The organism is Staphylococcus caeli (genome assembly GCF_051413795.1).
Classification (GTDB): domain Bacteria; phylum Bacillota; class Bacilli; order Staphylococcales; family Staphylococcaceae; genus Staphylococcus; species Staphylococcus caeli_A.
Map to the genome: position 1 here is coordinate 49,284 of NZ_JBOIRQ010000011.1, position 26,530 is coordinate 75,813.

24 protein-coding genes are annotated in these 26,530 nt (G+C 32.6%); 12 read left to right on the plus strand and 12 right to left on the minus strand.

Annotated elements, in window-relative coordinates; all coding sequences use genetic code 11:
* Window positions 1-116: 116 nt before the first annotated feature.
* The 5 genes from sph to ACSULM_RS07390 form a co-directional block, all read right to left on the minus strand.
* Window positions 117-1,097: a sphingomyelin phosphodiesterase gene (sph, locus tag ACSULM_RS07370; RefSeq protein ID WP_436861813.1), complete on the minus strand. Its 981-nt coding sequence runs from the start codon at window positions 1,095-1,097 to the stop codon at window positions 117-119.
* A gap of 181 nt (window positions 1,098-1,278) precedes the next feature.
* Complete coding sequence (locus ACSULM_RS07375; RefSeq protein WP_436861739.1) at window positions 1,279-1,914, minus strand: ABC-2 transporter permease; 636 nt, start codon at window positions 1,912-1,914, stop codon at window positions 1,279-1,281.
* Window positions 1,914-2,756 (minus strand): ABC transporter ATP-binding protein, encoded by an 843-nt coding sequence (locus ACSULM_RS07380; RefSeq protein WP_436861740.1) that lies wholly within the window; start codon window positions 2,754-2,756, stop codon window positions 1,914-1,916. The genes ACSULM_RS07375 and ACSULM_RS07380 overlap by 1 nt, the downstream gene beginning before the upstream one ends.
* Before the next feature lie 25 nt (window positions 2,757-2,781).
* A complete protein-coding gene (locus tag ACSULM_RS07385) occupies window positions 2,782-3,510 on the minus strand; it encodes a DUF3169 family protein (RefSeq protein ID WP_436861742.1) in 729 nt (242 codons plus the stop codon).
* The gene (locus ACSULM_RS07390; RefSeq protein ID WP_069995459.1) at window positions 3,507-3,710 is read right to left on the minus strand and encodes a helix-turn-helix transcriptional regulator; all 204 of its coding nucleotides are present in this window, start codon (window positions 3,708-3,710) and stop codon (window positions 3,507-3,509) included. The genes ACSULM_RS07385 and ACSULM_RS07390 overlap by 4 nt, the downstream gene beginning before the upstream one ends.
* Window positions 3,711-3,969: 259 nt before the next feature.
* On the opposite strand from ACSULM_RS07390, the gene ACSULM_RS07395 reads away from it, so the two are divergent.
* From ACSULM_RS07395 to ACSULM_RS07405, 3 genes are all read left to right on the plus strand, one after another.
* Window positions 3,970-5,241, plus strand: a complete 1,272-nt coding sequence (locus ACSULM_RS07395; RefSeq protein WP_436861744.1) for an amidohydrolase family protein — start codon at window positions 3,970-3,972, stop codon at window positions 5,239-5,241.
* Window positions 5,242-5,429: 188 nt separating this feature from the next.
* Entirely contained in the window at window positions 5,430-6,938 is a 1,509-nt protein-coding gene (locus ACSULM_RS07400) for a poly-gamma-glutamate hydrolase family protein (protein ID WP_436861746.1), read from the plus strand.
* Between the two features lie 157 nt (window positions 6,939-7,095).
* Window positions 7,096-8,808: an ABC-ATPase domain-containing protein gene (locus ACSULM_RS07405; protein ID WP_436861749.1), complete on the plus strand. Its 1,713-nt coding sequence runs from the start codon at window positions 7,096-7,098 to the stop codon at window positions 8,806-8,808.
* A gap of 96 nt (window positions 8,809-8,904) precedes the next feature.
* Here ACSULM_RS07405 and ACSULM_RS07410 read toward each other — a convergent pair whose 3' ends face one another.
* Window positions 8,905-10,482: a bifunctional metallophosphatase/5'-nucleotidase gene (locus tag ACSULM_RS07410; protein ID WP_436861751.1), complete on the minus strand. Its 1,578-nt coding sequence runs from the start codon at window positions 10,480-10,482 to the stop codon at window positions 8,905-8,907.
* 11 nt (window positions 10,483-10,493) lie between these two features.
* On the minus strand, window positions 10,494-12,086 hold the full coding sequence (locus ACSULM_RS07415; protein ID WP_436861754.1) for a DNA-binding protein: 1,593 nt from the start codon (window positions 12,084-12,086) through the stop codon (window positions 10,494-10,496).
* Between the two features lie 312 nt (window positions 12,087-12,398).
* On the opposite strand from ACSULM_RS07415, the gene ACSULM_RS07420 reads away from it, so the two are divergent.
* From ACSULM_RS07420 to phnE (ACSULM_RS07435), 4 genes are all read left to right on the plus strand, one after another.
* The gene (locus tag ACSULM_RS07420) at window positions 12,399-13,322 is read left to right on the plus strand and encodes a phosphate/phosphite/phosphonate ABC transporter substrate-binding protein (protein ID WP_436855919.1); all 924 of its coding nucleotides are present in this window, start codon (window positions 12,399-12,401) and stop codon (window positions 13,320-13,322) included.
* 105 nt (window positions 13,323-13,427) lie between these two features.
* A complete protein-coding gene (gene phnC, locus ACSULM_RS07425) occupies window positions 13,428-14,201 on the plus strand; it encodes a phosphonate ABC transporter ATP-binding protein (protein WP_069995466.1) in 774 nt (257 codons plus the stop codon).
* The gene (gene phnE / locus ACSULM_RS07430) at window positions 14,202-14,999 is read left to right on the plus strand and encodes a phosphonate ABC transporter, permease protein PhnE (RefSeq protein ID WP_069995467.1); all 798 of its coding nucleotides are present in this window, start codon (window positions 14,202-14,204) and stop codon (window positions 14,997-14,999) included. It begins immediately after the preceding gene.
* A complete protein-coding gene (phnE, locus tag ACSULM_RS07435; protein ID WP_436861756.1) occupies window positions 14,996-15,811 on the plus strand; it encodes a phosphonate ABC transporter, permease protein PhnE in 816 nt (271 codons plus the stop codon). The genes phnE (ACSULM_RS07430) and phnE (ACSULM_RS07435) overlap by 4 nt, the downstream gene beginning before the upstream one ends.
* Window positions 15,812-15,926: 115 nt before the next feature.
* On the opposite strand, the gene ACSULM_RS07440 is transcribed toward phnE (ACSULM_RS07435), so the two are convergent.
* Window positions 15,927-16,145 (minus strand): hypothetical protein, encoded by a 219-nt coding sequence (locus ACSULM_RS07440; RefSeq protein ID WP_436861758.1) that lies wholly within the window; start codon window positions 16,143-16,145, stop codon window positions 15,927-15,929.
* A 174-nt stretch (window positions 16,146-16,319) separates the two neighbouring features.
* On the opposite strand from ACSULM_RS07440, the gene ACSULM_RS07445 reads away from it, so the two are divergent.
* From ACSULM_RS07445 to ACSULM_RS07465, 5 genes are all read left to right on the plus strand, one after another.
* Window positions 16,320-16,523: a zinc ribbon domain-containing protein gene (locus tag ACSULM_RS07445; protein WP_436861761.1), complete on the plus strand. Its 204-nt coding sequence runs from the start codon at window positions 16,320-16,322 to the stop codon at window positions 16,521-16,523.
* Window positions 16,524-16,904: 381 nt separating this feature from the next.
* Window positions 16,905-18,125, plus strand: coding sequence for a putative glycoside hydrolase (locus ACSULM_RS07450; RefSeq protein WP_436861763.1), 1,221 nt, complete (start codon window positions 16,905-16,907; stop codon window positions 18,123-18,125).
* Between the two features lie 322 nt (window positions 18,126-18,447).
* Complete coding sequence (locus ACSULM_RS07455) at window positions 18,448-19,416, plus strand: glycosyltransferase family 2 protein (RefSeq protein ID WP_436861765.1); 969 nt, start codon at window positions 18,448-18,450, stop codon at window positions 19,414-19,416.
* Window positions 19,397-20,875 (plus strand): DUF6056 family protein, encoded by a 1,479-nt coding sequence (locus ACSULM_RS07460; RefSeq protein ID WP_436861767.1) that lies wholly within the window; start codon window positions 19,397-19,399, stop codon window positions 20,873-20,875. The genes ACSULM_RS07455 and ACSULM_RS07460 overlap by 20 nt, the downstream gene beginning before the upstream one ends.
* Window positions 20,876-20,988: 113 nt before the next feature.
* Entirely contained in the window at window positions 20,989-21,177 is a 189-nt protein-coding gene (locus ACSULM_RS07465; RefSeq protein ID WP_436861769.1) for a hypothetical protein, read from the plus strand.
* A 529-nt stretch (window positions 21,178-21,706) separates the two neighbouring features.
* On the opposite strand, the gene ACSULM_RS07470 is transcribed toward ACSULM_RS07465, so the two are convergent.
* From ACSULM_RS07470 to icaA, 4 genes are all read right to left on the minus strand, one after another.
* Window positions 21,707-22,288, minus strand: coding sequence for a TetR family transcriptional regulator (locus ACSULM_RS07470; RefSeq protein ID WP_436861770.1), 582 nt, complete (start codon window positions 22,286-22,288; stop codon window positions 21,707-21,709).
* Between the two features lie 511 nt (window positions 22,289-22,799).
* Window positions 22,800-23,855, minus strand: a complete 1,056-nt coding sequence (icaC, locus tag ACSULM_RS07475; RefSeq protein ID WP_436861772.1) for a polysaccharide intercellular adhesin biosynthesis/export protein IcaC — start codon at window positions 23,853-23,855, stop codon at window positions 22,800-22,802.
* Window positions 23,848-24,702 (minus strand): intercellular adhesin biosynthesis polysaccharide N-deacetylase, encoded by an 855-nt coding sequence (gene icaB, locus ACSULM_RS07480; protein ID WP_436861775.1) that lies wholly within the window; start codon window positions 24,700-24,702, stop codon window positions 23,848-23,850. The genes icaC and icaB overlap by 8 nt, the downstream gene beginning before the upstream one ends.
* 267 nt (window positions 24,703-24,969) lie before the next feature.
* Window positions 24,970-26,199, minus strand: coding sequence for a poly-beta-1,6 N-acetyl-D-glucosamine synthase IcaA (gene icaA, locus ACSULM_RS07485; protein ID WP_436861777.1), 1,230 nt, complete (start codon window positions 26,197-26,199; stop codon window positions 24,970-24,972).
* Window positions 26,200-26,530 lie beyond the last annotated feature (331 nt).

Below are 26,530 nucleotides of genomic sequence, written 5' to 3' on the forward strand. Positions count from 1 at the left end.
AAATAAAATTACAACAATAAGGGAGCTATATGAGAAATCAGTTATAAAACTTTGATTTCCGTATAGCTCCCATTTTAAGTATCTGTATTTAAAGTTTTGATGTAAATAAAGTCATGCTATTTCGAACTATATGCAGAAACTGGATAGTGATCAGAATAGTCATCATATTGATAAGTCTTGCCCCAAGATTTCACAGACCACATTGGCGATTTCGCTTTGTGTGTATAATTGTGCCATGAACTTGGTTGTGCATGGTCTCGGTCTACTAAAATATAATCTAAATGCTGTGGGTTTAATTTAGGATAATTATAATTTGCTATACCATTACTTTGTGTATCCCAGCTATAAGTATGGCCTTCATATTTTGTAGGCATTGTAACATTCAAGTTATCAGGCATTTGTTGATACTCATCTGATCCTTTAATGACATTTAAATCACCGCCAATATATACAGGTTCATTTTGAGGAATGTTTTTGTCTTTAATAAATTGTTTGATTTCTTCCATCTGACTTTGCCTAATCGTTTGATCTTTGCCTTTGATACACATTGAATCTTCGGATTGAAGGTGAGTTCCGATAATATGTTGGAATTTGCCATTTTTATTTATTTTAATGTAAGCGAAGCCTTTATTACCTAACTTATCAGCACCACAACCATTTTTAAAAATGTGCTGCTCTTGTTGGGCAATTGGCCATTTACTCACGATACCAACGCCACCATTTACTTGTTTTATTTTTCTATAAGTACCTGATGTATTTTGCCAACCTTCTGTACCTTGACCAACAATCGGAGTTTGATAAGGATATTGTGCTTGTAAATTTGTTAAAAGTTGATTTGATGCTTTTTGGTCAAATAATTCATTTAAAATAACAACATCTTGATTTTGGATATAGTCAGCTTGTGGAATTAAATCAGCACGTTGCGATTGTCCCCAATTCGGATATATTGCTGTAGGCATAAAATAAACATTATGTGTTGTAATCTTTAGACTATCTTTATTACTTTGTTCATCAGCTTGGGCTATTGTTGAAAATACTAAAATTAAACTGCTTAATAATAAAAAAATTGTTATTGTACTCTTGCGTTGCCAATTCAAAGACATCTTGATATACCTCACTTCATTTGATGTATTGAATATAACAAATATAATTATGTAATTTTTGAAATTTACTATATCTAAATAAAATTTTAATAAAAAACTAAAGCCTAGGGTATATACCTCAAGCTTTAGTGATGAAAAGTAAGACTATAGTTTATTAGTATAGAACAATAAGTTATTATAATTCTTGTTTACTGAAAATACGCATGGATGTAATGTAAGAAATGATTAAACATAACAGACCAATCGCTGCATAAATACCAACAAATATGAAAGTGATGCCCATATTTGATGTATCTAACGATGACACTGAAGAATCTAAATTTGTGAAAATCACACCGTAAAAGACAATGAAAAATAGAGCGATTACGATGATAGATGTTGTTATAAGAATAACGTTAGAGTTTTCAGGACCGAATTTAAACGTTAGTGGAAACATCATCGCATAAGTACCAGCGCCACCAATGCCAACCAATATAGCCGTCATAATCATTGCAATATCTTGAGTGACAATTGATACGGAGACAGTACCAAGTATTAAACCGATAAGAATTAGCACACCATAAAAAGTGAAATAGCCGTTTACATATGCCTTTCTACCGCTTGGCAAAGTAGAAATATAGTACATCCATTTGGAGTCTTTTTCATGTTTGATATTATCTGTGACTGGTGAAATAAGGAAAATCATAGGTAAAAAACATGCCATAATTGGATTCAGAAATGAAAAAGCGATACTGGCAAAAATTGCGACTACAAGATACGTGTAAAGTGATTTTTTTGCAGTGTAAAAGCTGCTTAATATTAAACCTTTCATTAGTGTTCACCTCTCATAATTAATTTTGTAGCATCATCAATGCTGTATAGAGGACGTGCACCAGCTACTGCATCTCGTTGATTAACCAGTGTGATTCTCATATCTTTACGAGATCTTGAAGCAACAATGATATCGTTAGGTACATTAAATTCGGCTTCAGGTTGTTCTAAAATACCGTAATGGTCTAACAAATATTGTTTGTTTTCTTCGAGGATGATTTGTCCATCTTTCATAAAAATGAGCTTAGTTGCTAATTGTTCAATATCTTCAGAAATATGTGATGAAATTAAAATACCGTTTCCTTCAGCAACATAATCTTCTAGTATCTCTGCGACTTCCTCACGTCCAGAGGCATCCATGCCAGCAGTTGCTTCATCTAGAATGAGAATCTTACTATCGTGACCTAACGCAATAGATAGCGCAGCTTTCATACGCATACCTCGAGAAAATGACTTGATTTCATTTTTGGTAGGTAACTCAAATCCTTTGATAAGTGAAAAGAATTTATCAGAATTCCATGTACTATAAATATTAGAGAAAATCTTATTGATATCATTCATTGTAAGCTTATTAGGAACACGTAAATCGTCAAACACAACACCAATATGTTCCTTAAATGTATTGTCTTTTTCAGTAATGGCATCTCCGAAATATACAATTTCTCCAGAATCCTTAAAACGATTGCCGACTAAGGTGTTAAATAATGTGGATTTTCCAGAACCATTTTTACCAATGACACCGATGACTTCATTTGAATTAAGTGTGAGTGAGATATTAGCTAGATGAAATTCTGATTTTTTATATGATTTATTGAGATTTTGTACTTTTAATAACTGTTCCATAATTGCCCCACTTTCAAAATTTAATTTATTTATAGAATTTGCGTACTTTCAATGTATATCCGAATGCATTGTATATGAAAAGAATGATTAATATGAATAGGCCGGCAGATTGATTGATGCCAGTACTAAGTGAGAATAAACCAAGTATAATGCCGCCAGTTATAACGATAACTAAATTATAATGATATATTTTGAACATAGATACGAGCGTGATATGTCGTTCACCTTCATCCATTATGGCTAGGATCTTTTCGGTATATTGTTCTTCACCTTGTTTTGGATATCTTGAATCAAACTTGCGTACAAAAAAGCCAATTATAATTGATGGAACCATGGTAATTAAATATGGAATAATTGAAAATAAAATTGCATCGTCAGAACTATGTGTGAGAATAATGATTAACATAGTCACTAAACTTACTGAAATTTGAATATAATATATAAAATTCGAGTTAATAAATTTTATATTGGCCTTTTTTTCATAATGATCAGCTTGTTGTTCATCGATTACTTGTTCTGTTTGTTGTTTGTAAGTAATTGCCTGTTGCTGTACTTTATAGAGTACTAAAGTAAGTACTATATTAATGATTGAAGCCATAACACACAGTATGATTAAACCATTAAATGAGAGAATAATATGTGATAATATATCAGTGTATCGAGAAACACTATCAAAAGCGCCAATCAGTGCACCAATAATGCCACCAATAATTCCACCTAATACTATAAGCAGTAAATAACGTCCTACTTTCATAAATCAGTCTCCTCTACAATAAAGATATGTTCTACAGGTTCATTAAATATACGTGCGATTTTAACTGCAGTTAATATGGAAGGCATGAAATCATTACGCTCTATTAAAGAAATGGTTTGTCGAGAGACACCAGCTTTCTTAGCTAGTTGCGTTTGATTGTAGCCATCACGAGCACGTAATTCTTTAACGCGATTTCGCAAATGGTATCAACTCCTTGCATACAATATATAACATATATGTCATTTTGACAACTATATTAGTCAAAATGATAAGTATAATTGTCTTTTTTAGTTCTAATTTTTAAAAATAGTAAGCATAGAATAGGCGTTTATGGCATAAATTATAGAAAAACACATAAAATAAAAGTTTATTATCAAAAGTAGTAATGCGTTTATTAAGCAAAGCAATGGCCAAACTTTTATAATATGAAGTGTAATAGTCATTTTAGGAGGTTATTAAATGCGTAAAAAATTTAAAAATGTATCGATTTATAAACATGATGCGGCTTCCGAGATCTTAACAGAAGATGGATACTTTGTAGAATTTGGTAACAATCTTGGCGAAGCGGATGAAGTTGTAGATTTAGAAGGTGGGTTAGTCTTACCCCCTTATGTCGACGCGCACTTGCATTTAGATTATTATTTTACAGGTCAAGATCCTAAGATAAAAAATGAATCTGGAACACTATTTGAAGCTATTGATTTATGGAATGATTATAAAAAAGGAACGACTAAAGCAGAAATGAAATCACGTATGCGTCAAGCTGTGAATGATGTCGCAGGTTATGGTACGCAGTATATCCGTGCACAAACAGATTGCACAGACCCTAATTTAACAGGGATTAAGGCAGCGATTGAAGTAAGAGATGAATTAAAAGATAATATTATGATTCAAGTAGTAGCTTTTCCTCAAAATGGTATGTATTCATTTAAAGAAAAAGGTAAAACCGGACGAGACTTGGTAGAAGAAGCGCTACAATTAGGAGCAGATTGTGTTGGAGGTATTCCACACAACGAGTGGTCGCCAGAAGAAGGTGCTGAATCAATAAGAGAGATTGTCCGTCTCGCAATTAAATACAACAAGTTGATTGATGTACATTGTGACGAAACAGATGATTCACAAGCAAGGTTTTTAGAAAAATTGAATGCTGAGGCAATGAAACAAGGTTATGGTCAATTAACAACTGCCTCACATACATGCTCATTCGGTTCGGCTGACGATGCTTATGCATTCCGCATGATGGGATTATTCCAACAATCTGGTTTGAATTTTGTGGCATGTCCGACTGAAAATTTATATTTACAAGGACGCCAAGACACTTATCCTAAACGCCGTGGTTTAACACGTGTAAAAGAATTTGTAGATAATAATATTAATATTGCCTTTGGTCAAGATTCTATTGTAGATTTGTGGTATCCGGCAGGTTCAGGGAACTTAATGAATATTTTAGACAACGGCCTTCATGCGACACAATTAATGCGTGAGGAGGACTTCCCACGTAATTTTGATTTGATCACGTACAATGGTGCCAAATTGATGCAAATTGAAGATGAATATGGTTTAGAAAAAGGGAAACCAGCAAATTTTATTGTGTTAGACGCACCGGATATATTTGAAGCTCAACGTCGTAGGGTAGATTGTCTTGCTTCTATTAGAAATAGTGAGTTTTTATTTAGAAAAGAAAGACCCAATTATGTAACGAAATTAGATATTGATCGAAAAACAAAATAAAGATTTTAAACATAAGGACTATTCAATTTCAAATGATTGAATAGTCTTTTTAAATTAAGATTTCATGACAAATTAGTTTATTATTTTACCGCTATTTGAATCTTTAGTAAAAGATTATTTGAATGATTGCTTTAACCAAAATATTGTGTATCATTAAAATTACAGATGAATTTTTAAGGGGAAATTAAATGAAATTGATTAAACAAGTCCGCACCTTTTCAAATAAAAAAGCGGCATTGGGAATTGTAACAACTGTCATTGGGATAAGCTCTATTATATTAGCGAGTGGACAGGCACATGCTAGTACTGTATCAACGCAAACGCATACTGTAACTAAGACACCAAAAACGAGTACATCAACTAATAAAACTACATTAAAAAATGTGAATACTACAACGGTTAAAGCTAAGTCAATTAAGCCAACGACTACAACAAAATCAACAGCCAAAGCTAAGGCGGTAACAACCAAAGCACCTACAACTTCTAAAGTTGTGCCTGCTAAATCGACAACAACAGTGAAGAAACCGAGCGCAACGCCAAAGAAACCATCAACATCAGTGAAGAAACCAAGTACAACGCCTACGAAACCAACAACATCAGTGAAGAAGCCGAGCACAACTCCTACGAATCCAACAACATCAGTGAAGAAGCCGATCACGACACCTACGAAACCAACAACGTCAGTGAAGAAACCGAGCACAACACCTACGAAACCAACAACGTCAGTGAAGAAACCAAGCACAACGCCTACGAAACCAACAACGTCAGTGAAGAAGCCGAGCACGACAACGAAGAATCCAACAACATCAGTGAAGAAGCCGAGTACAACACCGGCAAAACCAACAACGTCAGTGAAAGAACCGAGCACAACACCTACGAAACCAACAACATCAGTGAAAGAACCAAGTACAGAAACGAAGAAACCGACGGCACCAATAGAACCTACGAAACCAAGTGAAGTGCAAACAGCAACAGAACCGTCAAAATCGGATAATACGCATACTCAACAACCGGCCGCAGTACCAGCAATCACGAATCTTGCTCTAGATATGCCAGTTGAAACAAGTAAACCAGACTATTATAAATCAATGACTGATTTATATAATGATACTAAAGAAGGTATAGATTGGAAAAAAGATACGCGTGATTCAGGAAGTCGAGTGCTGATTGTAGCACCACATGGCGGAAATATTGAACAGGGTACTACAGAGTTAACAAAATTAGTTGCTGATGATGGGAATTATGATTATTTTTCTTTTGAAGCTATCCGACCGTCTAATAATACACAATTGCACGTCACATCTACACATTATGACGATGCGACATTACATGAAATGATAGAAGATCGTACTGCTACGATTTCAATACATGGAGCTCAGGGAGACGAACCAAGCGTATATTTAGGTGGGGCTAAGTCTCCATTAAGAGATGCGATTCAAAGCCAATTAGAAAATAAAGGGTTTGTCGTAAAAGTACCACCAGAATATCTCGGAGGTGCAAATAGTAATAATTTTATAAATAAAGTAGATGGAAGTACGGGTGTTCAATTAGAGTTAACGACGGCTTTAAGAAAAGCTTTCTTTAAAGATGGAAACTCAAGCACAGCTGCCCGTAAAAATATAGATAATTGGACAACAACGATGTATGATTTTGCAACGGCGTTAAATGATGCAATTAAGAATGTTTATCCTGTATAGTTTTATTTTTTAAAAAGTATCAGTCTCATTGAGATTGGTACTTTTTTTGTTAAGACAATTAATGCATTTACTTTTGTTGTACACGTTGAATTCATTGTTCTATAATGGTCAATTGAATAAATAATAATAAATCAAAGTTATTCTAGGAGGCATTCTATTGAAACAGGCTACAGATTTGGCACAACTTTTAAAATCATTAGATGGTCAGAAATATGGGGCATACAAACGGCTTAAGGGTGAGTATCAATTTGAACAATTTCGTCTAGCAGTAGATCATGCACAAGTGGATCCGTATGCACCACCTTCTAAAATGAGAGTCATAATGAAACGTGAAACTGCAAATATTCCAAACAACTTCTTAGATTCACAAGAAAAAATTGTTGCAACTTCTGATTTTCTAACGCGAGCATTTAAAGAAAAGATTGAAACTTTCAAACAGAGTAATAAATATTCTAAAAGTGTGAGAAATATTTCCATTGATCATTGTGGTCAAGAAATGCTAGAACGTACTGCCGTTGTAATCAATAAGCAAGATATAGAAGTTCGAGTAGAAATTGGATTACCGGCTGCTGGTAGGAAAATTTTAGGAAATATTGCTTCTAATATATTAATAGAAATGTTACCTAAAATAGTGGAAGAGGCACTATTGTATAAAAATATAGATCAAATTGAACTTGAGCAGCAAGTTACTTTAATGTTAGATCAAGTTTATATTCGTGAAGCGCTTGAACATAAACAGCTTGTATCATTTGTTGCAAATGGTTCGATATTACCTCGTAAAAGTGGCGTTTCAGATAAACAATTATCAGGGGCTGTAAGCTTTCAAAGTCCGAAAAGTGTAGAGGTCACATTGTCACTTCCGAGTGGTAAAAATATTTCTGGCATGGGTGTGCCTAAAGGTATTACATTAATTGTCGGCGGTGGTTTTCACGGGAAATCAACCATACTTGAGGCATTAGAACGTGGCGTATATAACCATATTGCTGGTGATGGTAGAGAATATGTTATCACTTGTCATGATGCTATGAAAATACGTGCGGAAGATGGTCGTAATATTGAGAAGGTAGATATTAGTCCATTTATTAATAATTTACCAGGAAATAAAAATACACATCAATTTTCAACTGAAAATGCGAGTGGTAGTACGTCACAAGCGACTAATGTTATGGAAGCATTAGAAGCTAATACGTCATTATTACTCATCGATGAAGATACGTCTGCGACAAATTTCATGATTCGTGACAGTCGTATGCAGCAGTTGATTGCACCTGAAAAGGAACCAATTACGCCGTTTGCGAGTAAAGTGGGTGCACTTTATAAAGATTATGATGTTTCTACAATATTAATCGTTGGTGGTTCTGGAAATTACTTTGATGCGGCAGATCATGTGTTGATGATGGATGAATATGTGCTCAAGGATGTTACAGAAAATGCTAAATCTATTGTACGTGCAGATGCTAGTCAGAGTAATATGAAGACAAATCAGACATTCGGTGCATTGCCAGCTAGAGTACCTTTGAAATCTAGTTTTGCTAAAAAAGGGAAGGATGCACGTTTTAAAGTAAAAGGTCAATTTTCGATTTTATATGGAAAAGAACTTATTGATATTTCAGGTTTAGAACAACTTGTTGATCGTAGCCAGACACAATGTTTGGCGGAAATGTTGGACTACTATCAACAGAATTTACTGAATGAGCACGATACATTATTTGAAGCTACAAACAAACTGTATGACGTTGTTGAAAAACAAGGATTAGACGTAATTTCATCGTTTAAAGGTCATCCAGGAAATCTCGCGTTACCAAGAAAACAGGAGTTTTGTGCAACGCTGAGTCGTTACCGTGGACTAAAAGTGAAAAATAAAAATTAACTTAGAAACAAAAAAGACATCAATTTTCGAGGCTCATCGAAAATTGATGTCTTTTTAATACTGCGGGATGTCTTGTTTCTCGAAAATTGTCCAAGTTTATTTCAGTACTTTGAAATCTGTAACGGTCGGCACATTGACATCTGGGTGTTGTGTTAAGTAATCAATAATGAGTTGTGCACCTTCTGTTTGAATATCTTTGACGATTTTGTCGGAACTGAACATTGTATAACCACCACCACCAACAGCACGATAGTTATTAAGTACGATAGTATAAGTTGCTGACATGTCCATAGGTTCACCCTTAAACAGGATATTCTTAACACGATCACCAACGGGCGCATTAACATGAATTTCATAATAAATACCACCATACATATCATAATTGAAATGCTGTGGTTTAGGTTTAATTGAAGTCGGACTGACTACAACTTCACCATTTTCAATATCGAAATAAGCTGCGGATTTTTCTAAAGATGCTTTTATCTCATGACCGGACATAGCTAATACGTTAAATGTATTAGGGAATGGATAGTTATTAATCACATCTCGCATTGTCACAGTTCTATCGAAACCAGTGGCTGTGTCAAATAATGCTGTGCTTGAAATATCTGCCCCCGATGCTTCTAATAAAATATAATTCAATAAATTGATAAACGGGTGAGGCTGCTTGCGTGCTTCAAAATGGTCATCGATACGCATTGGTTGGTTTAATGTAGCAATATTCGTATCTAACCAAGTTTCGACGTCACTTTCTAATGATTTTTGTGAATCAGTTAAAATTAAAGGACGCTCGCCAGTTACTGGCAGTAATTCACTTTTTACATGACGAATATGCTTATTCGTAGCGTTTTGAACACTAATTTCATCCACATTAGTCGCTAACGTTTCCTCGATATTCAGAGTAATCTTCCCAACATGTTGACCTTTAGTACCGGGTTGAATGACAGGAACACCGTTTATCACTTCAGCAATCGTTTGATGTTGATGGCCAGTAATGAGTACATCGATGCCTTCAAATTCAGTAAGAAGATCATAGCCTTCATTTTCCCCTGTAAGTAATTCGGTTGTTGCTCCTGTATGGATATCTTTCTCAAAGCCACCATGATAACAAACAACGACAATATCGGCTTGCTGTCTGACTTTAGGCAGAACACGTTGTAACCCTTGTTTCGCACTTTCAAAGGTAAGATCTTTAATGTGTTGCGGTTGTTCCCAATTTGGTATAAATTGTGTGGTTAAACCAATAACTCCAATTTGTACGCCGGCTTTTTTGATATAAGTGACACCTTCACCCGTAAATGGTTGGTCATTTTTTAAAATATTTTCACAAAGTACAGGATAATTCAATTGCTGTAGCGTGTCTTTTAGGTAGCGCATACCGAAATTAAACTCGTGATTACCGATAATACCTACATCAAACCCCATATTGTTATAAATGTTGGTAAGTGGTTGACTACTATTTAAATGTGAAGATAAATATGAACAGAATGGAGATCCTTGTAAGAAATCCCCATTATCTATTAATAAAGTGTGGTCATGCTGTAAACGGTCTTGATCAATAGTTTGCTTGGCTTGCAATAGTCCCATAGGTAATGACTGGTGTGCTTGTTGGTAATCTGTTGGAAAAATATAGCCATGTACATCGCTGACGACATAGAATACGAGCTCAGTCATATGGGTCCTCCTTAGTCAATTGTAATTGTTTGTGTATTGAGTGCTTTTTTACCTTGTTTTAATCTAATATTGGCTTGGCCGTGTTGATCTTTAATAATTTTAGCAGAAAGTGTTAAAGTCGCGTTACCAGATCCATCTGTCTTCACTGTTTGACTATCACTATAGCCTGCTTGAGTAAAGTTTTTACCATCTGCAGAAAATTGACCGATTTGTGTACCGTTTTCAGTATAAATACCTAATTTTAAATCTTTCAGTGTGCTATTAGGCTGATTTGATTTAATGTTTACATTTACTTTGAAAGTTTCACCAGATTTCACATGTTCAGGAAGTTCGAAAGTAGCGTTTTGAATGGTGCTTGAGCTATCCCCTTGGTCAGTTGGAGGGTTTGTATCGCCACCTGTATTTCCGTCACCGCTACCGCCTGTGTTACCTTGTTTGTCCGAACCATAGCTACCTGCAGCAAATGTTGAACGGTCATACCATTTATAATTTGGGCTTGGTTGGCTCCATGGCTCTGCTTGTGTTTCTGTTGAATTTGCAGGTGCTTCGAAATCTTTTAATGGTGTCTTATTATCTAATGTAACGCCCATGTCTTTGATAGATTGACTGTCATCGGATTTATTTAACCATTTTGTTAAATTTTGTAAAAATTGCCCGTTATTTTCTTCTTTAAAACCATCATATGTTTTCTTCGATTGTCCAGTATCTTCACGTTTGTATTTAGGAGAACTATCTTCTACTAATGAAGAATCACCGATAAATGCAGCTTTCCCTTTACCGACTTTAGAAACAGCAGCATAAGGACCTTCGTCTTTTCCGCCGCCAGCATAGACACCTTGGTCAACAGCGTGTGACCATTTTTTAGACTGATCTAGGTTATCTGGTGCATAGGCAATCCCTTTAGCAAGTTCTGGATTGGTAATCGCAAGTGTTGATCCTGCGTGAATAGATAATGATGACACATTATCAGTGATGCCGAGACCGTCTTTTCCTTTAACAAGATTCGTTGTATTCATATCTCCTAAGGCATTATATCTGAAACGGATACCGAAATTGTCCGATAACCAATCTGAGCTTTGCACACCCTGCATCGCTTTAGAGGATTTTTCATCTTTAGACATATCTTTTGTAATATCTGCAAAAGCACCACGACGATAACCATTCATTGCTTCTGATGAATCTATACGATTTAAATTTCTGTCTGCATTGTAATGGTCTGCGATAAATACAATATTACCACCTTGTTTAACGTAATCTACCATTGCTTGTTGCTCGGTTTGTTTGAAAGGAATGTTCGCTTCAGGAATAACGAGCATTTTTTTACCACTTAATGCTTCGGGAGTAATATTAGACTCACCACGTAATTCTTTCACTTGATAGCCTTGTTGCGCAATACTGTTGGCATAGTCTGAGAAGCCACCATCAATGACCCAGTCCGCTGCGCCAGCTGTTTGGCCATGTGTATTGTCAAATAGTACTTCACCGTTTTGATTTTGTCCGATGGTTGGTGCAGATTCCTCTGCAGCTTGCATTGTACTGACACTTGTTAAAGTAATGGCTGAAGTAATTAAAAGGCTAGATAATAGTCGATATGATTTTTTCATTAAAGTAACTCCTCTAAATTTGATTTTTATTTATGTATCAATCATTTGGAAAATAAAGATGGAAACAGTTTCTTTTCCATTATAATTTAAAATTAAATATTGCATAGGTTAACAGTGAATATTTACACAAACTTAAGAGTGACTTAAAAAATGAATAAAGTTTAACAAAACGCTTACTATTTTTACTTTAATTAAATAATTTATATAAGAATTATATGATAGCATTAATTTTGTAAGTAACATGTGAAATTTATACATATATTGGAAGGGGCTATTATTTTTATGAAAAGATTTAAGTCAATTAAATCAATAATGGTGTTAGTTGTTGCAGTGACGTTATTGTTAGCAGCATGTGGGGGCAAAGGAAGTTCGTTAGATAGTGGTAAAGATGGCGATAGTAAGAAGAAAGATTATAAACCAGAAGAGTTAAAAGTACAATTTGTACCTTCTCAAAATGCAGATAAGTTAGAAGCAAAAGCGAAACCTTTAGAGAAATTATTATCAAAAGAATTAGATATTCCAGTTAAAGTATCAGTATCTACAAACTACAATACAATTGTAGAAGCAATGAAATCTAAAAAAGTAGATGTTGGTTTCTTACCACCAACTGCATATACATTAGCGCATGACCAAAAAGCAGCAGACGTGTTATTACAAGCACAACGTTTTGGTGTAAATAAAGACGGTTCTAACAGTGATAAATTAGTAGACAATTATAAATCAGAAATTCTTGTGAAAAAAGATTCAGGTATCAAGAGTATTAAAGATTTAAAAGATAAAAAAATTGCATTACAAGATGTAACATCTACTGCAGGTTACACGTATCCAGTTGTTGATATGGATAAAGAAGGCATTAACCCTAATAAAGATATGAAAGTTGTTAATGTTAAAGGACATGACCAAGCAATTATTTCATTAATGAATGGTGACGTTGATGCAGCAGCAGTATTCCAAGATGCGCGTAATATTGTTAAAAAAGATGAACCTAAAGTTTTTGATGAAACTAAAATTTTAAAACTTACTGAAAAAATTCCGAATGACACAATCTCTGTAAGATCTGACATGGATAACAAGTGGAGAGATAAACTGAAAAAAGCATTTAAAGACATTTCAAAAACTAAAAAAGGTCACAAGATCATCAGTGAAGTTTACTCACATGAAGGATATACAGATAGTAAAGATTCTAACTTTGATCAAGTAAGAGAATACGATAAAAAAGTTAAAGACCTAAAATAATCACATAATATGTGATATTGAACAAGATTCGTAAGTATATTTAAAAAATTAAAAGCTACGCTCAACTTGAGCTAGCTTTTCTTTGTATGAGAAGGGTGTTAGAAAATGAGCCAAATTGAATTCAAAAATGTGAAGAAAGTTTATGATAACGGGCATGTTGGTTTAGATGATATTAATTTAAATATTGAGAAGGGTGATTTTGCAGTAATTGTAGGTTTATCCGGTGCTGGGAAATCAACGTTATTGCGTTCTGTGAATAGATTGCATGATATCACATCTGGAGATATTACTATTGAAGGTGAATCGATTACAAAAGCGAGTGGTAAAAAGTTATTGGAAATGAGACGTAATATAGGCATGATTTTCCAACATTTTAACCTAGTGAAGCGGTCTTCCGTCATGCGTAATGTCTTAAGTGGGCGTGTTGGTTATCATCCAACTTGGAAAATGGTCCTGGGATTATTTCCAAAAGAAGACAAAATTAAAGCATTAGAAGCATTAGAACGTGTGAATATTTTAGAAAAACATAATGCACGTTCAGATGAACTATCTGGTGGACAACAACAACGTATTTCAATCGCACGTGCGTTGTGCCAAGAATCATCTATTATATTAGCCGATGAACCAGTAGCTTCCTTAGATCCACTTACAACCAAACAAGTTATGGATGATTTAAAGAGAATTAATAAAGAATTAGGGATTACGATTATTATCAATCTCCATTTCGTGGATTTAGCACGTGAATATGGGACAAGAATTATTGGATTACGCGCCGGTAAACTTGTATTTGATGGTCCAGTTGAAGAAGCGACAGATGAAGCATTTAGTGAAATTTATGGACGTTCTATCAGTGCGGATGAGAAGTTAGGGGTGGATTAAATGGCAGCACCAGAAAAATCATTTGATCAATATTTAACACGAAAGTTATCCCAAAAGACACTCTTTTCAATGTTATTAATTCTATTTTTGGTTATTTGGAGCTTTATTTACACAGGTTTCAGTATCACTGATTTGTTTATAGGTATTCCACAAATCGGGGAATTGTTTACAGCTATGTTTCCACCAGATTGGTCATACCTAAGTGATATATTACAACCTATGATTGATACAATTCGCATGGCGATTGTAGGTACGTTTATCGGGTCGATTATCGCAGTTCCTGTAGCGTTACTGTGTGCACATAATATTGCACAGTCTAAATGGATATCTGTACCTATGCGATTAATTTTAAATATTGTACGTACTATTCCTGAATTATTGATTGCGGCCGTATTCGTTGCGGTATTTGGCATTGGTCAAATTCCTGGTGTTTTAGCAGTAATGATTCTCACGATTAGTATTGTTGGTAAGTTACTCTATGAATCTTTAGAAAGTATTGAACGTGGCCCATTGGAAGCGATGACTGCTGTTGGAGCAAATCGAATTAAGTGGATTATCTTTGGCGTTGTGCCACAAGCATTAGCCTCGTTCTTTTCTTACGTACTATTCGCATTTGAAATCAATATAAGGGCAGCTGCCGTATTAGGATTAGTTGGTGCAGGTGGTATTGGTTTGTATTACGACCAAACACTAGGGCTGTTTCAATATGACCGTACTGCTATGATTATTATCTTCACATTAGTCATTGTGGTAGTGATTGATTTAATCAGCTCGAAAGTGAGGGAGAAATTAACATGACAGATATGACAAAATATGATGCATTGAAAAGCAATAAGCAGAATAAGCAAGTGATTAAGCGTGCCGTTATCTCTGTAGTTGTGTTAGTGATACTCATTTGGGCATTTGCTGGCATGCCAGCACTAGAGATTAAATCGAAATCTATGGAGATATTAGGTTCTATTTTTAGTGGGTTGATTCATCCGGATTTTGGATTTGTGTACATTAAGGGTGGAGAAGATTTACTTCGTGGTTTATTAGAAACCTTTGCCATCGCAGTGATTGGTACGTTCATCGCTGCAATTGTGTGTATTCCTTTTGCATTTTTAGGTGCCAAAAACATTGTGAAATTTAAGCCAGTTTCTGGAACAAGTAAGTTTTTGCTCAGTGTCATTCGTGTGTTTCCTGAAATTGTAATGGCATTAATTTTTATCAAAGCTGTGGGTCCAGGGTCGTTCTCAGGTGTGTTAGCCCTAGGTATTCATTCTGTTGGTATGTTGGGTAAATTGTTCGCTGAAGACATTGAAAATTTGGATTTAACCGCGACAGAATCATTAAAAGCGAGTGGTGCAAACAAAATTACAACATTAGTATTCGCAGTTATTCCACAAATATTACCATCATTCTTATCATTGGTATTATATCGATTTGAATTAAATTTACGTTCGGCATCTATATTAGGGCTGATTGGTGCAGGTGGTATTGGTACGCCATTGATTTTTGCACTTCAAACAAGATCTTGGGATAGAGTAGGCATCATATTAATCGGTTTAGTAATTATGGTGGCAGTTATTGATTTTATTTCTGGGAAAATTAGAAAGAAAATAGTTTAAGATGGCAGTAGTATTTAAATAAAAAGTAAGTTATAGAAGCATTAATATGTGACATACAACATAGTGTGAGGCTGGAACAATGTTATTAGTTCCAGCCTCATTTAAAATTTTAGATTTAAATTAAGAAAAAGCGTATTACTGAACGTTTAAAATCATGCCACTTACTTTCTGAAAGGTAGTAAGTTTGATTGACTTCAACGATGACACCTACCTTTAAAAGATTGGTGAATGTGCGATGGTTTGTAATTTGAAGTGTTTGGTAACTTAGTGCAGAATCTTCAGTTAATGCTTGATGTTGATAAAAATTGCGTATAACTTTGTTCTGTTTTAACAAAATTATTTCGGCGCCGAATACGATTTTAATCACCTCTTTAATCTAAAAATGAAAGTAAATAGTTATATATATTTTACAGTACTTTGGTTTTGGTGAATATAACTACAATAAGTTTTAATCTTGTTGGACGAGTGATAAAGATAAATAATTCATTTGAAAAGATGGGAAAAGATTATGGAAAAGGGATGTATCAAATATGGTTACACAGAAATTGAAGAAGGTACATTATCTGCTAATGGATCAGGATTGTCTAAAATGTTTGATGTGCAGCATAATAATTTTACAACAATTACTTACAAAAGCTGTGGTTATACTGAATTATATAAAGCACGAAAAAACACCACAAGTGATGTTGTAGATTTCTTTTTGGGTGGTTAGCTGTGTAAGGTTAATAGAAAGTATAGACGATTTAAATTGGGAGGGTTAATTCCCAACTTTTTTAGTTAAAATATTTACGTCTATTTAATTAAACGTTAACAGTACTTTGCTAAATTTAGTGTAGCGTAGATAGATTACAAGCATTTTGAAGTCAGGTCAGTCATCGGGTTGTCTGAGGGCACTATGCGCGAATGAAGAAGTCATAAATATTGATAAAATATGGTTGATGGAACAATTCCAGAAATTATATATGTATTCTTTTAAATATTGTACAAACAAAATTATATACACAAAACAATGCTTGCAATATTAATTGTGTGACGTACACTTGATATAGAAATATTAAAAATAAAGGATGAAAAAGCCTAGGGGGCAATGCAAATGAAGGGGAAATGGGTTGTATCAACCATACTCGCGAGTATGTTAGTTATAACTGCTTGTTCTAATAACGACGGAAGAAAAAGCAATAAAGAAGAAAGTCACAATAAACAGGCAGAGCAAGCAACAAAAAACAATAAATCTATTAAGTATCCTAAAGATGGCGTGAAGGGTATCTATGTAAGTGCAAATTCGACAAAAGGTGACAAATTTAATGAGCTCACACAATTCATTGATGATACTGATTTGAATGCAATGGTTATTGATGTAAAAGATGACAGCGGAAATATCACTGTTAATTTTAATACTGGAAATAAAGAAATTGATAAAAACACTTTAGATTTAGTAGATGCGAAACCTTTGCTTAAGAAAATGAAAGAGAAAAATATCTATCCAATTGCTAGAATTGTTACTTTTAAAGATAAAAATTTAGCAGAAAATCACCCAGAATGGTCTTTTAAAGAATCAGATGGTTCTGTATGGGAAAGCGATGGCGGCGATAAATTTGTGAATCCATTTAATAAAAAAGTATGGAAATATAATATTGATGTTTCTAAAGAAGCAGCAAAAGCAGGCTTTAAAGATATACAATATGATTATGTAAGATTTCCTGAAGCTTTTGAAAATGTAGAAAGCAGTTTGTCGTATGATAAGGGCGATTATAAAAATAGTAAATTAAGTGATGTTGATCAACGTGTAGATACAATTACTCAATTTTTGAAAACAGCACGTAAAGAATTAAAACCGTATGGGGTAGAAATTTCAGCTGATGTATTTGGTTATTCAGCAATGGTGGAAGAAGCACCAGGTATTGGACAAAGTTTCCCTAAAATTGCGCAAAATACAGATGCAATTTCTTCAATGATTTATCCATCGCACTGGAGCCCTGGTGACTTTGGATATGATGCACCTGACAAAGAGCCGTATGGTGCTGTGGACAAATATTTAGATAAAGAAACTGAAGTATTGAATAAACTAGGTAAGCAAAAACCTAAATCACGTCCGTGGTTACAAGATTTCACAGCACAATACCTTGATGAAGGTAATTATATGACGTATGATAGTCAAGCAGTTGAAGCGCAAATTAAAGCATTAAAAGACCATGGTATCAATGAATTCTTACTGTGGAATGCTGGCAATGATTATACAACAAATGTAGATTACTCACCAAAAGCAGATGAAAAGAAACTAGCTGAGAACAAAAAAGAAGCAGCATCTAAATAAAATTATTTTAACAATCAAAGAGTCTGAGGCATGGATTTATATGTCAAAGGCTCTTTGTTTATATGGTAGTTAGTGATGTGATAAAAGGGAAAGATAGCAACATTGTTGAATCAGTAAAAAAGTTGGTAGTTAATTTGGGGAATAAAGTTTTTAAACTATTCAAGTATATGTAAACCCAAAAATATAATAATAACTTTTCTAAGTAATAAAATTATTTTGTGAATAGAGTATAAAAATATACTACATCCACCCATTCATATTGTATAATATAAATTATGAAAATACTTATATATATAATAAAAAAAGAGGAGTACTCTGATTTATGATTAGATTATTAATTCCATGTTTTAATGAAGCATCCGTTATTGAACAAACATATGCTAAGTTAACAGAAATTATGCAACAAGATAGTAACATCAATAATTATAAATACGAATTATTATTTGTGGATGATGGTAGTAAAGATGGTACGTTATCTATGATTCAACAAATGGCAATGAAAGACACAGCAGTAAAGTATATTTCGTTTTCGCGAAATTTTGGGAAAGAATCTGCAATGTATGCAGGATTACAGGCGAGTATAGAAGCAGAAGCAACTGTTATTCTAGACGGAGACCTTCAACATCCGCCGACATTAATTCCACAAATGATTGCACATTATAGAAATGGTGAAGATCAGGTTGTGGCCAAAAGAGATAGAACAGGTGAAAACATCGCAAGAAAGGCAATTTCTAAATTGTATTATAAATTGATAAATAGAATTGTGGATGTTGATTTAGTTGATGGCGTAGGCGACTTTAGATTATTAAGTCAACGTGCAGTAAAAGAAATAGTGAGGCTTGGAGAATACAACCGCTTTTCTAAAGGTTTGTTTGCTTGGATTGGATACGAACCTAAAATTATCGAATATCAAAATGTTGCACGTGTTGAAGGTGAGTCTAAGTGGTCATTTAGCTCGTTATTGAATTATGGAATAGATGGACTGATTTCTTTTAATAATAAACCACTTCGAGCTATTTTATACCTTGGTTTGTTGGTATGCGGCATAAGTTTTATCTATATTTTATATAACTTTATATACACAGTGACTTATGGCGTAGCAACTCCAGGTTACTTTACGACCATCTTTGCAGTGCTGTTTTTAGGTGGGGTGCAATTGACTTCGCTAGGAGTTATTGGTGAATATATTGGCAGAATTTATTATGAAGTGAAGCACCGTCCACTGTATATTGTACGCCAAACCAATTTACAAGATCGTGAGGTTTCTTCATATGAGAATATTAAATATTAATAAAACGTATTTAATTATAGCTGGTTTATTTATATTTTATATATTGATGGCTTTCTTCACACCTTTAACTCATGATGATTGGGATTGGTATAGTCAATATGGTATTCAAATGTTGCAAGAGCGATTTGCTAATTTAAATGGGCGCTATTTAGGTAATATGTTAGAAATAGTCGCTGTACGTATTGACTTGTTTAGATGGTTGACCTATGCAGTAATGAGTATTTTGATATTATGGGTCATTAGTCGTTTTGCACAGCATTCTAATGACAAGGTTAATTACATGTTAGCATTCATATTAATGCTGACGATACCTAGTGAAATTTATAAGCAAACGTATGGTTGGTTTGCCGGATTTTACAATTATGTACCAGCAACTTTCTGTGCATTATTTATCATTTGGTACATTGTAAGTGTGCTTTTTAAAAATTCTAGGTTATCACTGATTTTAAATATTATTTTTTACGTTGTCTGTTTTATAGGACAATTTTTTATGGAAAATACTACGCTATTTAACACTATGATTCTATTTATTGCGATTATACTTCACGTAATTTTGCATAAAAAAATGAATCCGAAGTTTGTAGTTGGCATACTCATTTCATTATCAGGTACCATTATTATGTTTTTAAATCCAAATTATCGAAAGATATTTTTTGAAGGTAGCGATTATCAAAACGTTTCAAGTGACACAGGTTTAATAGATAAAGTTTATCGAACACTAACTACAACGATGCCAGATTGGTTATTTTTCAATCAAATTGTAATCATTATGTTGATAATTGGAATATTACTATATATGATTTATCGCAATGCCAATGTACAAGGTGTTAAAAAATATTTTATAGTGAGTGGATTGATACTGTTACCAGTTTATTATTTCTTAATATACCGCCAGTTTGAATTACAAAATGCACACATGATTACAATTACAAATGCTTTAAATACATTGGTTTGTTTCGTATTTTTATGTGCTTTAATTGCTGCAATTCATGCTGTGATTTTTGATAAAGAGGTAAGGTATACATTATTCTTTTTAATTGGGGCAATTCTATGTGTGAGTGCACCATTAATCATTGTTTCACCAATTGGACCGCGCAATTTTTATACAATTTATGTGATTTATGTCGTTATATCAGTTATTTTAATTTCAAGATTAGAGTTATTTAATCGTTCAAATATAAAATGGTTAATTGGGGCAACGATTCTATTGGCAATGATGTATTTAGGCGCATTCTACTTTATCCATCATGTGAATGAGTCAAGAATTGCACAAGTAAAAGCGGAAATAAAAGCTCATCCAAAATCCAAAGTATATACCATGGAAAAATTACCGTTTGAAAATTATCTTCATCATGCAACGCCAACAAGTTCAAAATACCAAATGTTATTTAATCAATATGAGGTTATACCAAAAAATGTAAAAATAAAATATGTACCTTTTGGAACACAAGCTGAATAACACTAATCATTTTATATTAAAACTGACACATCCTAGTTCACTATTTAATTTAAGAGAGATATACTTATTTGATATAATAGTTCACATAAAATATGAGTTGAGAAGGTATTGTAATGAATAAAGAAGATTATAACAATGATGAATTAGAAAAAATTAACAAAGAGATAGAAAATGAACTAAATAATGCAGATTCTAATAAATTATTTGAAAAAGAAAAGAAACAGTATTTGACAATTAAATTTGTTTGTATGCTTATTTTAGTGCTATTAATGTTAGGTAGCTTAGTTAAATTATTCATGTGATACGAACGATGTAATGTTAAAATTAAAATATAGCATCTTATGTTTATAAAGTTATTCCTCAATATTTACTTGAAGGAGTGACTTTTTCTGTATTAAAAACTTTTAACAACTAATTGATTATAAATTTTTAAGAGTTTTGATATACTCAAATACAATTGCTTACTATAGGTTTTGTTTCAAAGGTTATGCTTATAAAAGATAAAGTGTTTATTGTAACTGGTGGTGGCAGTGATACGGAAAGGTTGAAGCCAGAGTTGAAGTGCTTTCAATGACGAGAACGATAGCTATCGAATGAGTTAATTGGAAGAATTGCAGAAATAGTATATTTATTAATGTTTAAGATGCAGATTTTATTATTAGTGCATGCATGACAATGGACCGAGACCTGTAGGTTAATCAAAAATTCTATTTCAGGTAAAGATACATGAGAGTACGCTCGTAATAAAAAGCAGATTCATTTTGAAATGAATCTGCTTTTTATATTAATAAGAGTGTTTTCTGTGAAGACGGTCGTATGTCTAAAGGGGGTCTAAATTTCTGGTTTGGCATGTATCATTTTGAATAGTGCGGAAAGTTCACTTTCAAAAGAAGGCTTGAATTTTTCTAAAATACTATATCTTTGAATGAAACAGCACTTGAGGTACCAGCTTTCTAAAAACATTGATATAACTGTTATGAATTCTTCCTTATTTACAACGAAATCAATATTATTATAGTATTCAGCAATTTTAGCATCTAAAATTAGATGTATATTTTTAATCTGTTCTAAAAATTCATCTTTAAATTGATATGGTGCATAAGAAAGTTGTAAGTAAAGTCGAATGTATTTTTCATCAATATTGAAAATAAAATCAAAAAGGAATCTATGCAAAGTTTGGACGTTATAAATTGAATGATTATGTGATTGTTCAATGAAATTAATAAAATACTTGATGCATGTATTAACACAAGATCGATAAATTTCTTCCTTACTCGCATAATGATAGTATAAACTTGCTTTTTTAATGTCAACGCTACTCGCAATTTGGTTTAGTGTAGTTCCTTCATAGCCATTTTCTGAAAATAAGGAGATGGCATTTTCAATAATTTGTTCTTTTACTCCTAGTGTCAATTTAGGTTTGAGCCTCCATCTATATCAAATATTGTCAAAATCAAAATTAATTCAAAACATAAATTGTTTCCAGTATAACAGTAATCATTTACAAAATGAAAGCATTTGTATTAATGTAGTGTAATATGTGTTTCGGGAAAAATTAGTTTATATGGTTAATTCGTGCTAAATTTTCATATTAAATTTTGAATAGTAAAACATTTGGATTTTTTTTATTCGAGATTAAATGAATCGTAATGTATTGAAATGTACATTCTACATTGTTCTGATGCATGGAATTTCACTTGAGTTGATATTGATTATAATAAATATTTCATAATATTTGATGTTTATGTATTTAATTAACTTATTTAAAGTATTCCATAAAGCATGAAGAAATAAAAGCAAAATTTTTGTGAAGAAAATTAAGAGAGTGTGAAAATGTTTGGAGGACTAAAGACGAATAAAAAAGATAGTATGAACGAAATAGTTCATACTATCTTAGAAGTTATGATATATGAGTGATGTATATTTACTCACTTAAAAATATTTTTAGTTTATATGGTTGCTTTCCTATGAGAAATCGAAAAATATAAAATTCACGCAGGAATATGCCGACACCTACACATAAACCAATAATGAATAATAGTGAAATGGCTATAAAAACAACTGTTGATTTTTCAAAAATAGAGGTATAGCTATAAAGTGCATCCAAAATAAATGGATGAAGTAAATAAATGAAAAATGAAAAAGTACTTATTAAATTAATAGATCCATACATAAGTGTTTTAAAATGAAGGCAGATACCAAGTAATAATAAAAACATAAATGTATGATAAAAAACGAGTGTGTACGTGAAACTAGTTACATTCCAATAATCATGATGTGTAAGAATCACAAATGATGTATAAGCAATAATTGCGAGAGATAAAATAATAAATAAATAATTTGTCAAAAAGTTAGTTACTTGATTATAATTCGCACCAATGTACCCACCTAAGAAAAAGAAGAACACCCATCCAAGAATAAAAGTATTTTCGCTTAATGGATAAAAAATATGAAAATAATGAGCAAATGATTCAGAATGATTTAGCAAATATAAAAATGAGATTTGCACTATTAACGAGATAAATAACACCAATTTACTATTAAATAGTTTGTTAGAAATTTTATATATAATATAACTTAAGATAAAAAACTGCATAATAACAATAATGAAGTATCCGTACCAATACCCTAAAACTACGTTCTCCATAAATTGGTGAACAAAACTAGTATTCGTATTCAATGCTTCACTATAACAATAAAATGATCCAATAAGTAAATAGGGTATAAAAATATATTTAAATCGTGTCCATAAATAATTAAGTGTTACTGCTTTGTAATTTAATGTTGTCAATAATTGGGACAATATAATGAAACTAGGCGTACCAAAAATAAAAATATTTTGAACAAAGTAGACTAATTTTAATGCATTCAGGTCAGTATCATCAATATTGTTCATATATTGTGTAATAATATGAGTCAAAATAATGAGCATACAAATGATGGCTCTAAAGTAAATGAGTTCAGTTTTAGATTTATTCATCTTTAAATCCTTTCCAATTGCGTATTAATTCATCGAATGAGTCATCATTTATGAGTATTCTCGGAATTAAGTAATTATTAGCATTTGGTTTAACTGCTGCATCTTCTAAAATATAACCATGTTTAATGCCCGCTTTCTTGATAGGTGGGATATTCTGAGGTGTTATTTGGCCATAGGGATAGGCTATAGATTGATTGTTTTCATCAAAATGTTTCTTTAAATATTGATTGCTCTGTTTAATATCTTGAGTTAATTTTTTAGGTGAGGATTTGACCATCATAGATTTGTCCTTATCTAAACGATGTAGATTTGAAGTGTGTGATCTAAATTCCCACAAACCTGAGTCTTTCATAGTTTTTAACTGTTTGAGTGTAATCAAATTTAGATTATGATAGTTATTTGCACCGACTTTACTAGTAATTACGAAACCTGTTGCAGGTACATTATATTTTTTTAATATAGGAAAGGCATTTTGATAAATAGTAGAATCCATATCATCAAAATTAATCCAAACACTTCTTGCAGGGAATTTACCTTTGGCTTTATAATACAAAAATTCTTTTTCTGTTAAAAATCGGGCATTTTTTGCTTTAAGCCATTTAATTTGTTGCTCGAATTTCTTTTCACTAACACTATACATTTTTAATTCTTTACTATTTGAACCATAGTAGAGAATTTTATCTAAAATGCTATCACTTCGAACACGGTGATAATTTAAAGCAAGTGCGCTATTTTTTTCGAATTTAAGTTGCTTTGCTTTAGCATGTGATTCATTTTTAGACGAAAGTAGCGTAACAAATAATAACAAGGTAATTATGAAACAAATTTTTTTAATATTAGTTGGCATGATGAGCATCCTTGTTTTTATATTTATAAATCAATAAACTACTTGTAAATATAAATAATGAGATTATCGTAAAAATAAACATAATTTCAAATAAATGATGCATACTCGCAAGTTCAATATTGAGAATGGTACGTATGAGTAATACTGGGTAACTGTTGATTTGAAGTAGCGAGCCGCCAATTACTACAAACGAAATACTGCAATAAGACCAAAACATAAAACTGAAAATTAGTATGATACCTTCTCGAATAATATTAAGATGTGACTTTAGCGTTTGATATTGCCCCTGTCTGGACTGGACCATGTAGCAAAAACTCCTTTCTTTCTCTTTAATGCTTTTGGAAAAGCGATAATTGCAACCAATGCGTTGATAATCCAATAAATAGTGGGGTACCAACTTAAGAAAAATACTGTTAGAACATTAATTTTTTCATATCGACTGTCTATAAAAAGTGAAATAGTAAACTGTATGATATTAATAAAAGTTAAAATTAAGGCAGATAATATGACAATCGTGAATTGATATTCCATATAGTAGTAATCAAAAAAGTTCATGTTGATAACCGAAAGTATAAGAATAGACAGAATTAAATAGACCCATACTAATGAAAATATTTGTTCGAAAAGTAATAAATAGATTGCGGGATGTTTAGATTTTACAGCTTTTTTAAAATCTCGAATGAGTACTTCTTGTCCCCCCTGAGCCCAACGAATGCGTTGTTTCCAAAGACCACCTACAGTTTCAGGAACTAACATCCAACAAAGTGCACGCGGTTCATACTTGATTTTTAAATTTGAAAGATGAAATTTCCACGATATCGCAATGTCTTCAGTAATCATATCTATATCCCATTTATTAACTTCTGTTATTGCCGATTTTCTAAATAAAGTAAATACACCTGAAATTGTATTTATTTTGCCAGTAATAGATTGTGCTCTTTTAATACTGCCGACCATGCTCGCATATTCTACAGCTTGTATTTTGCCTAAAATTGAACCTTTATTTCTTATTCTAGGATTTCCAGTAACTGCTGCAAGGTCAGGGTCATTTAAGAAATTTTCAATCATGTAATACGGCGCATCATTGTCAACGACAGTATCAGCATCAATACCCATGATATACTCAAAACTAGCATGTTTAATCCCCTCATTAAGTGCATTTGCTTTGCCTTGATTGACACTTAAATTGACAAAAGTAAATTCTAATTTTTCTTTTAATGCTTCAATAACTTCTGCAGAACGATCCGAACTACCATCGTTGATTACAATGACTTCTTTGTTTGGAAATTCTAATTTCAAAACACTTTCTATGGTTTCTTTAATGGTTTCTTCTTCATTGAAGCAAGGAATTAAAAATGAGATGCCTTGGTCTCCAATGTCTTTGTTAGGTTGTTTTTTTAACCGTAATTCGATAAATAGTGCATAGAAAATAGTCCCAATAACCCAAAAAATGGACATGAACAGAGGGTACATTAGTAAAAGACTGAATATTTTCAATTTACCTACCTACCTTTCGTTAGTTAGTATACAAATCTTATTACTTTATTTTGAATTATGCAACAATTATTTAATTATTTTTAAATTACAAAAATATTACTGGCCTCTAAAACTATTGTAAAATTATTTTGTGTTTATGATTAAAGTAGTAGATAACATAGTAATTCATTCAACATATGATGTTTAATTTAATGAATTTTTTTGATGTTATTTTAAAAGTAAATATAGAAAAAATTGACATAAAATACGAAGTGCAAAATTATACTTAGAATTAGGAATTGAATATTGAGAAGTATATAATCAATTATGTAAAGATAGATAAACTTCATTA

Excerpts from the sequence above, each read along its gene's own strand:
- ACSULM_RS07375 (WP_436861739.1), bottom strand. The coding sequence starts at position 1,914 with ATGAAAGGTTTAATATTAAGCAGCTTTTACACTGCAAAAAAATCACTT.
- ACSULM_RS07380 (WP_436861740.1), bottom strand. The coding sequence starts at position 2,756 with ATGGAACAGTTATTAAAAGTACAAAATCTCAATAAATCATATAAAAAA.
- ACSULM_RS07385 (WP_436861742.1), bottom strand. The coding sequence starts at position 3,510 with ATGAAAGTAGGACGTTATTTACTGCTTATAGTATTAGGTGGAATTATT.
- ACSULM_RS07395 (WP_436861744.1), top strand. The coding sequence starts at position 3,970 with ATGCGTAAAAAATTTAAAAATGTATCGATTTATAAACATGATGCGGCT.
- ACSULM_RS07400 (WP_436861746.1), top strand. The coding sequence starts at position 5,430 with ATGAAATTGATTAAACAAGTCCGCACCTTTTCAAATAAAAAAGCGGCA.
- ACSULM_RS07410 (WP_436861751.1), bottom strand. The coding sequence starts at position 10,482 with ATGACTGAGCTCGTATTCTATGTCGTCAGCGATGTACATGGCTATATT.
- ACSULM_RS07415 (WP_436861754.1), bottom strand. The coding sequence starts at position 12,086 with ATGAAAAAATCATATCGACTATTATCTAGCCTTTTAATTACTTCAGCC.
- ACSULM_RS07420 (WP_436855919.1), top strand. The coding sequence starts at position 12,399 with ATGGTGTTAGTTGTTGCAGTGACGTTATTGTTAGCAGCATGTGGGGGC.
- phnC (WP_069995466.1), top strand. The coding sequence starts at position 13,428 with ATGAGCCAAATTGAATTCAAAAATGTGAAGAAAGTTTATGATAACGGG.
- phnE (WP_069995467.1), top strand. The coding sequence starts at position 14,202 with ATGGCAGCACCAGAAAAATCATTTGATCAATATTTAACACGAAAGTTA.
- phnE (WP_436861756.1), top strand. The coding sequence starts at position 14,996 with ATGACAGATATGACAAAATATGATGCATTGAAAAGCAATAAGCAGAAT.
- ACSULM_RS07445 (WP_436861761.1), top strand. The coding sequence starts at position 16,320 with ATGGAAAAGGGATGTATCAAATATGGTTACACAGAAATTGAAGAAGGT.
- ACSULM_RS07450 (WP_436861763.1), top strand. The coding sequence starts at position 16,905 with ATGAAGGGGAAATGGGTTGTATCAACCATACTCGCGAGTATGTTAGTT.
- ACSULM_RS07455 (WP_436861765.1), top strand. The coding sequence starts at position 18,448 with ATGATTAGATTATTAATTCCATGTTTTAATGAAGCATCCGTTATTGAA.
- ACSULM_RS07460 (WP_436861767.1), top strand. The coding sequence starts at position 19,397 with ATGAGAATATTAAATATTAATAAAACGTATTTAATTATAGCTGGTTTA.
- ACSULM_RS07465 (WP_436861769.1), top strand. The coding sequence starts at position 20,989 with ATGAATAAAGAAGATTATAACAATGATGAATTAGAAAAAATTAACAAA.
- icaC (WP_436861772.1), bottom strand. The coding sequence starts at position 23,855 with ATGAATAAATCTAAAACTGAACTCATTTACTTTAGAGCCATCATTTGT.
- icaB (WP_436861775.1), bottom strand. The coding sequence starts at position 24,702 with ATGCCAACTAATATTAAAAAAATTTGTTTCATAATTACCTTGTTATTA.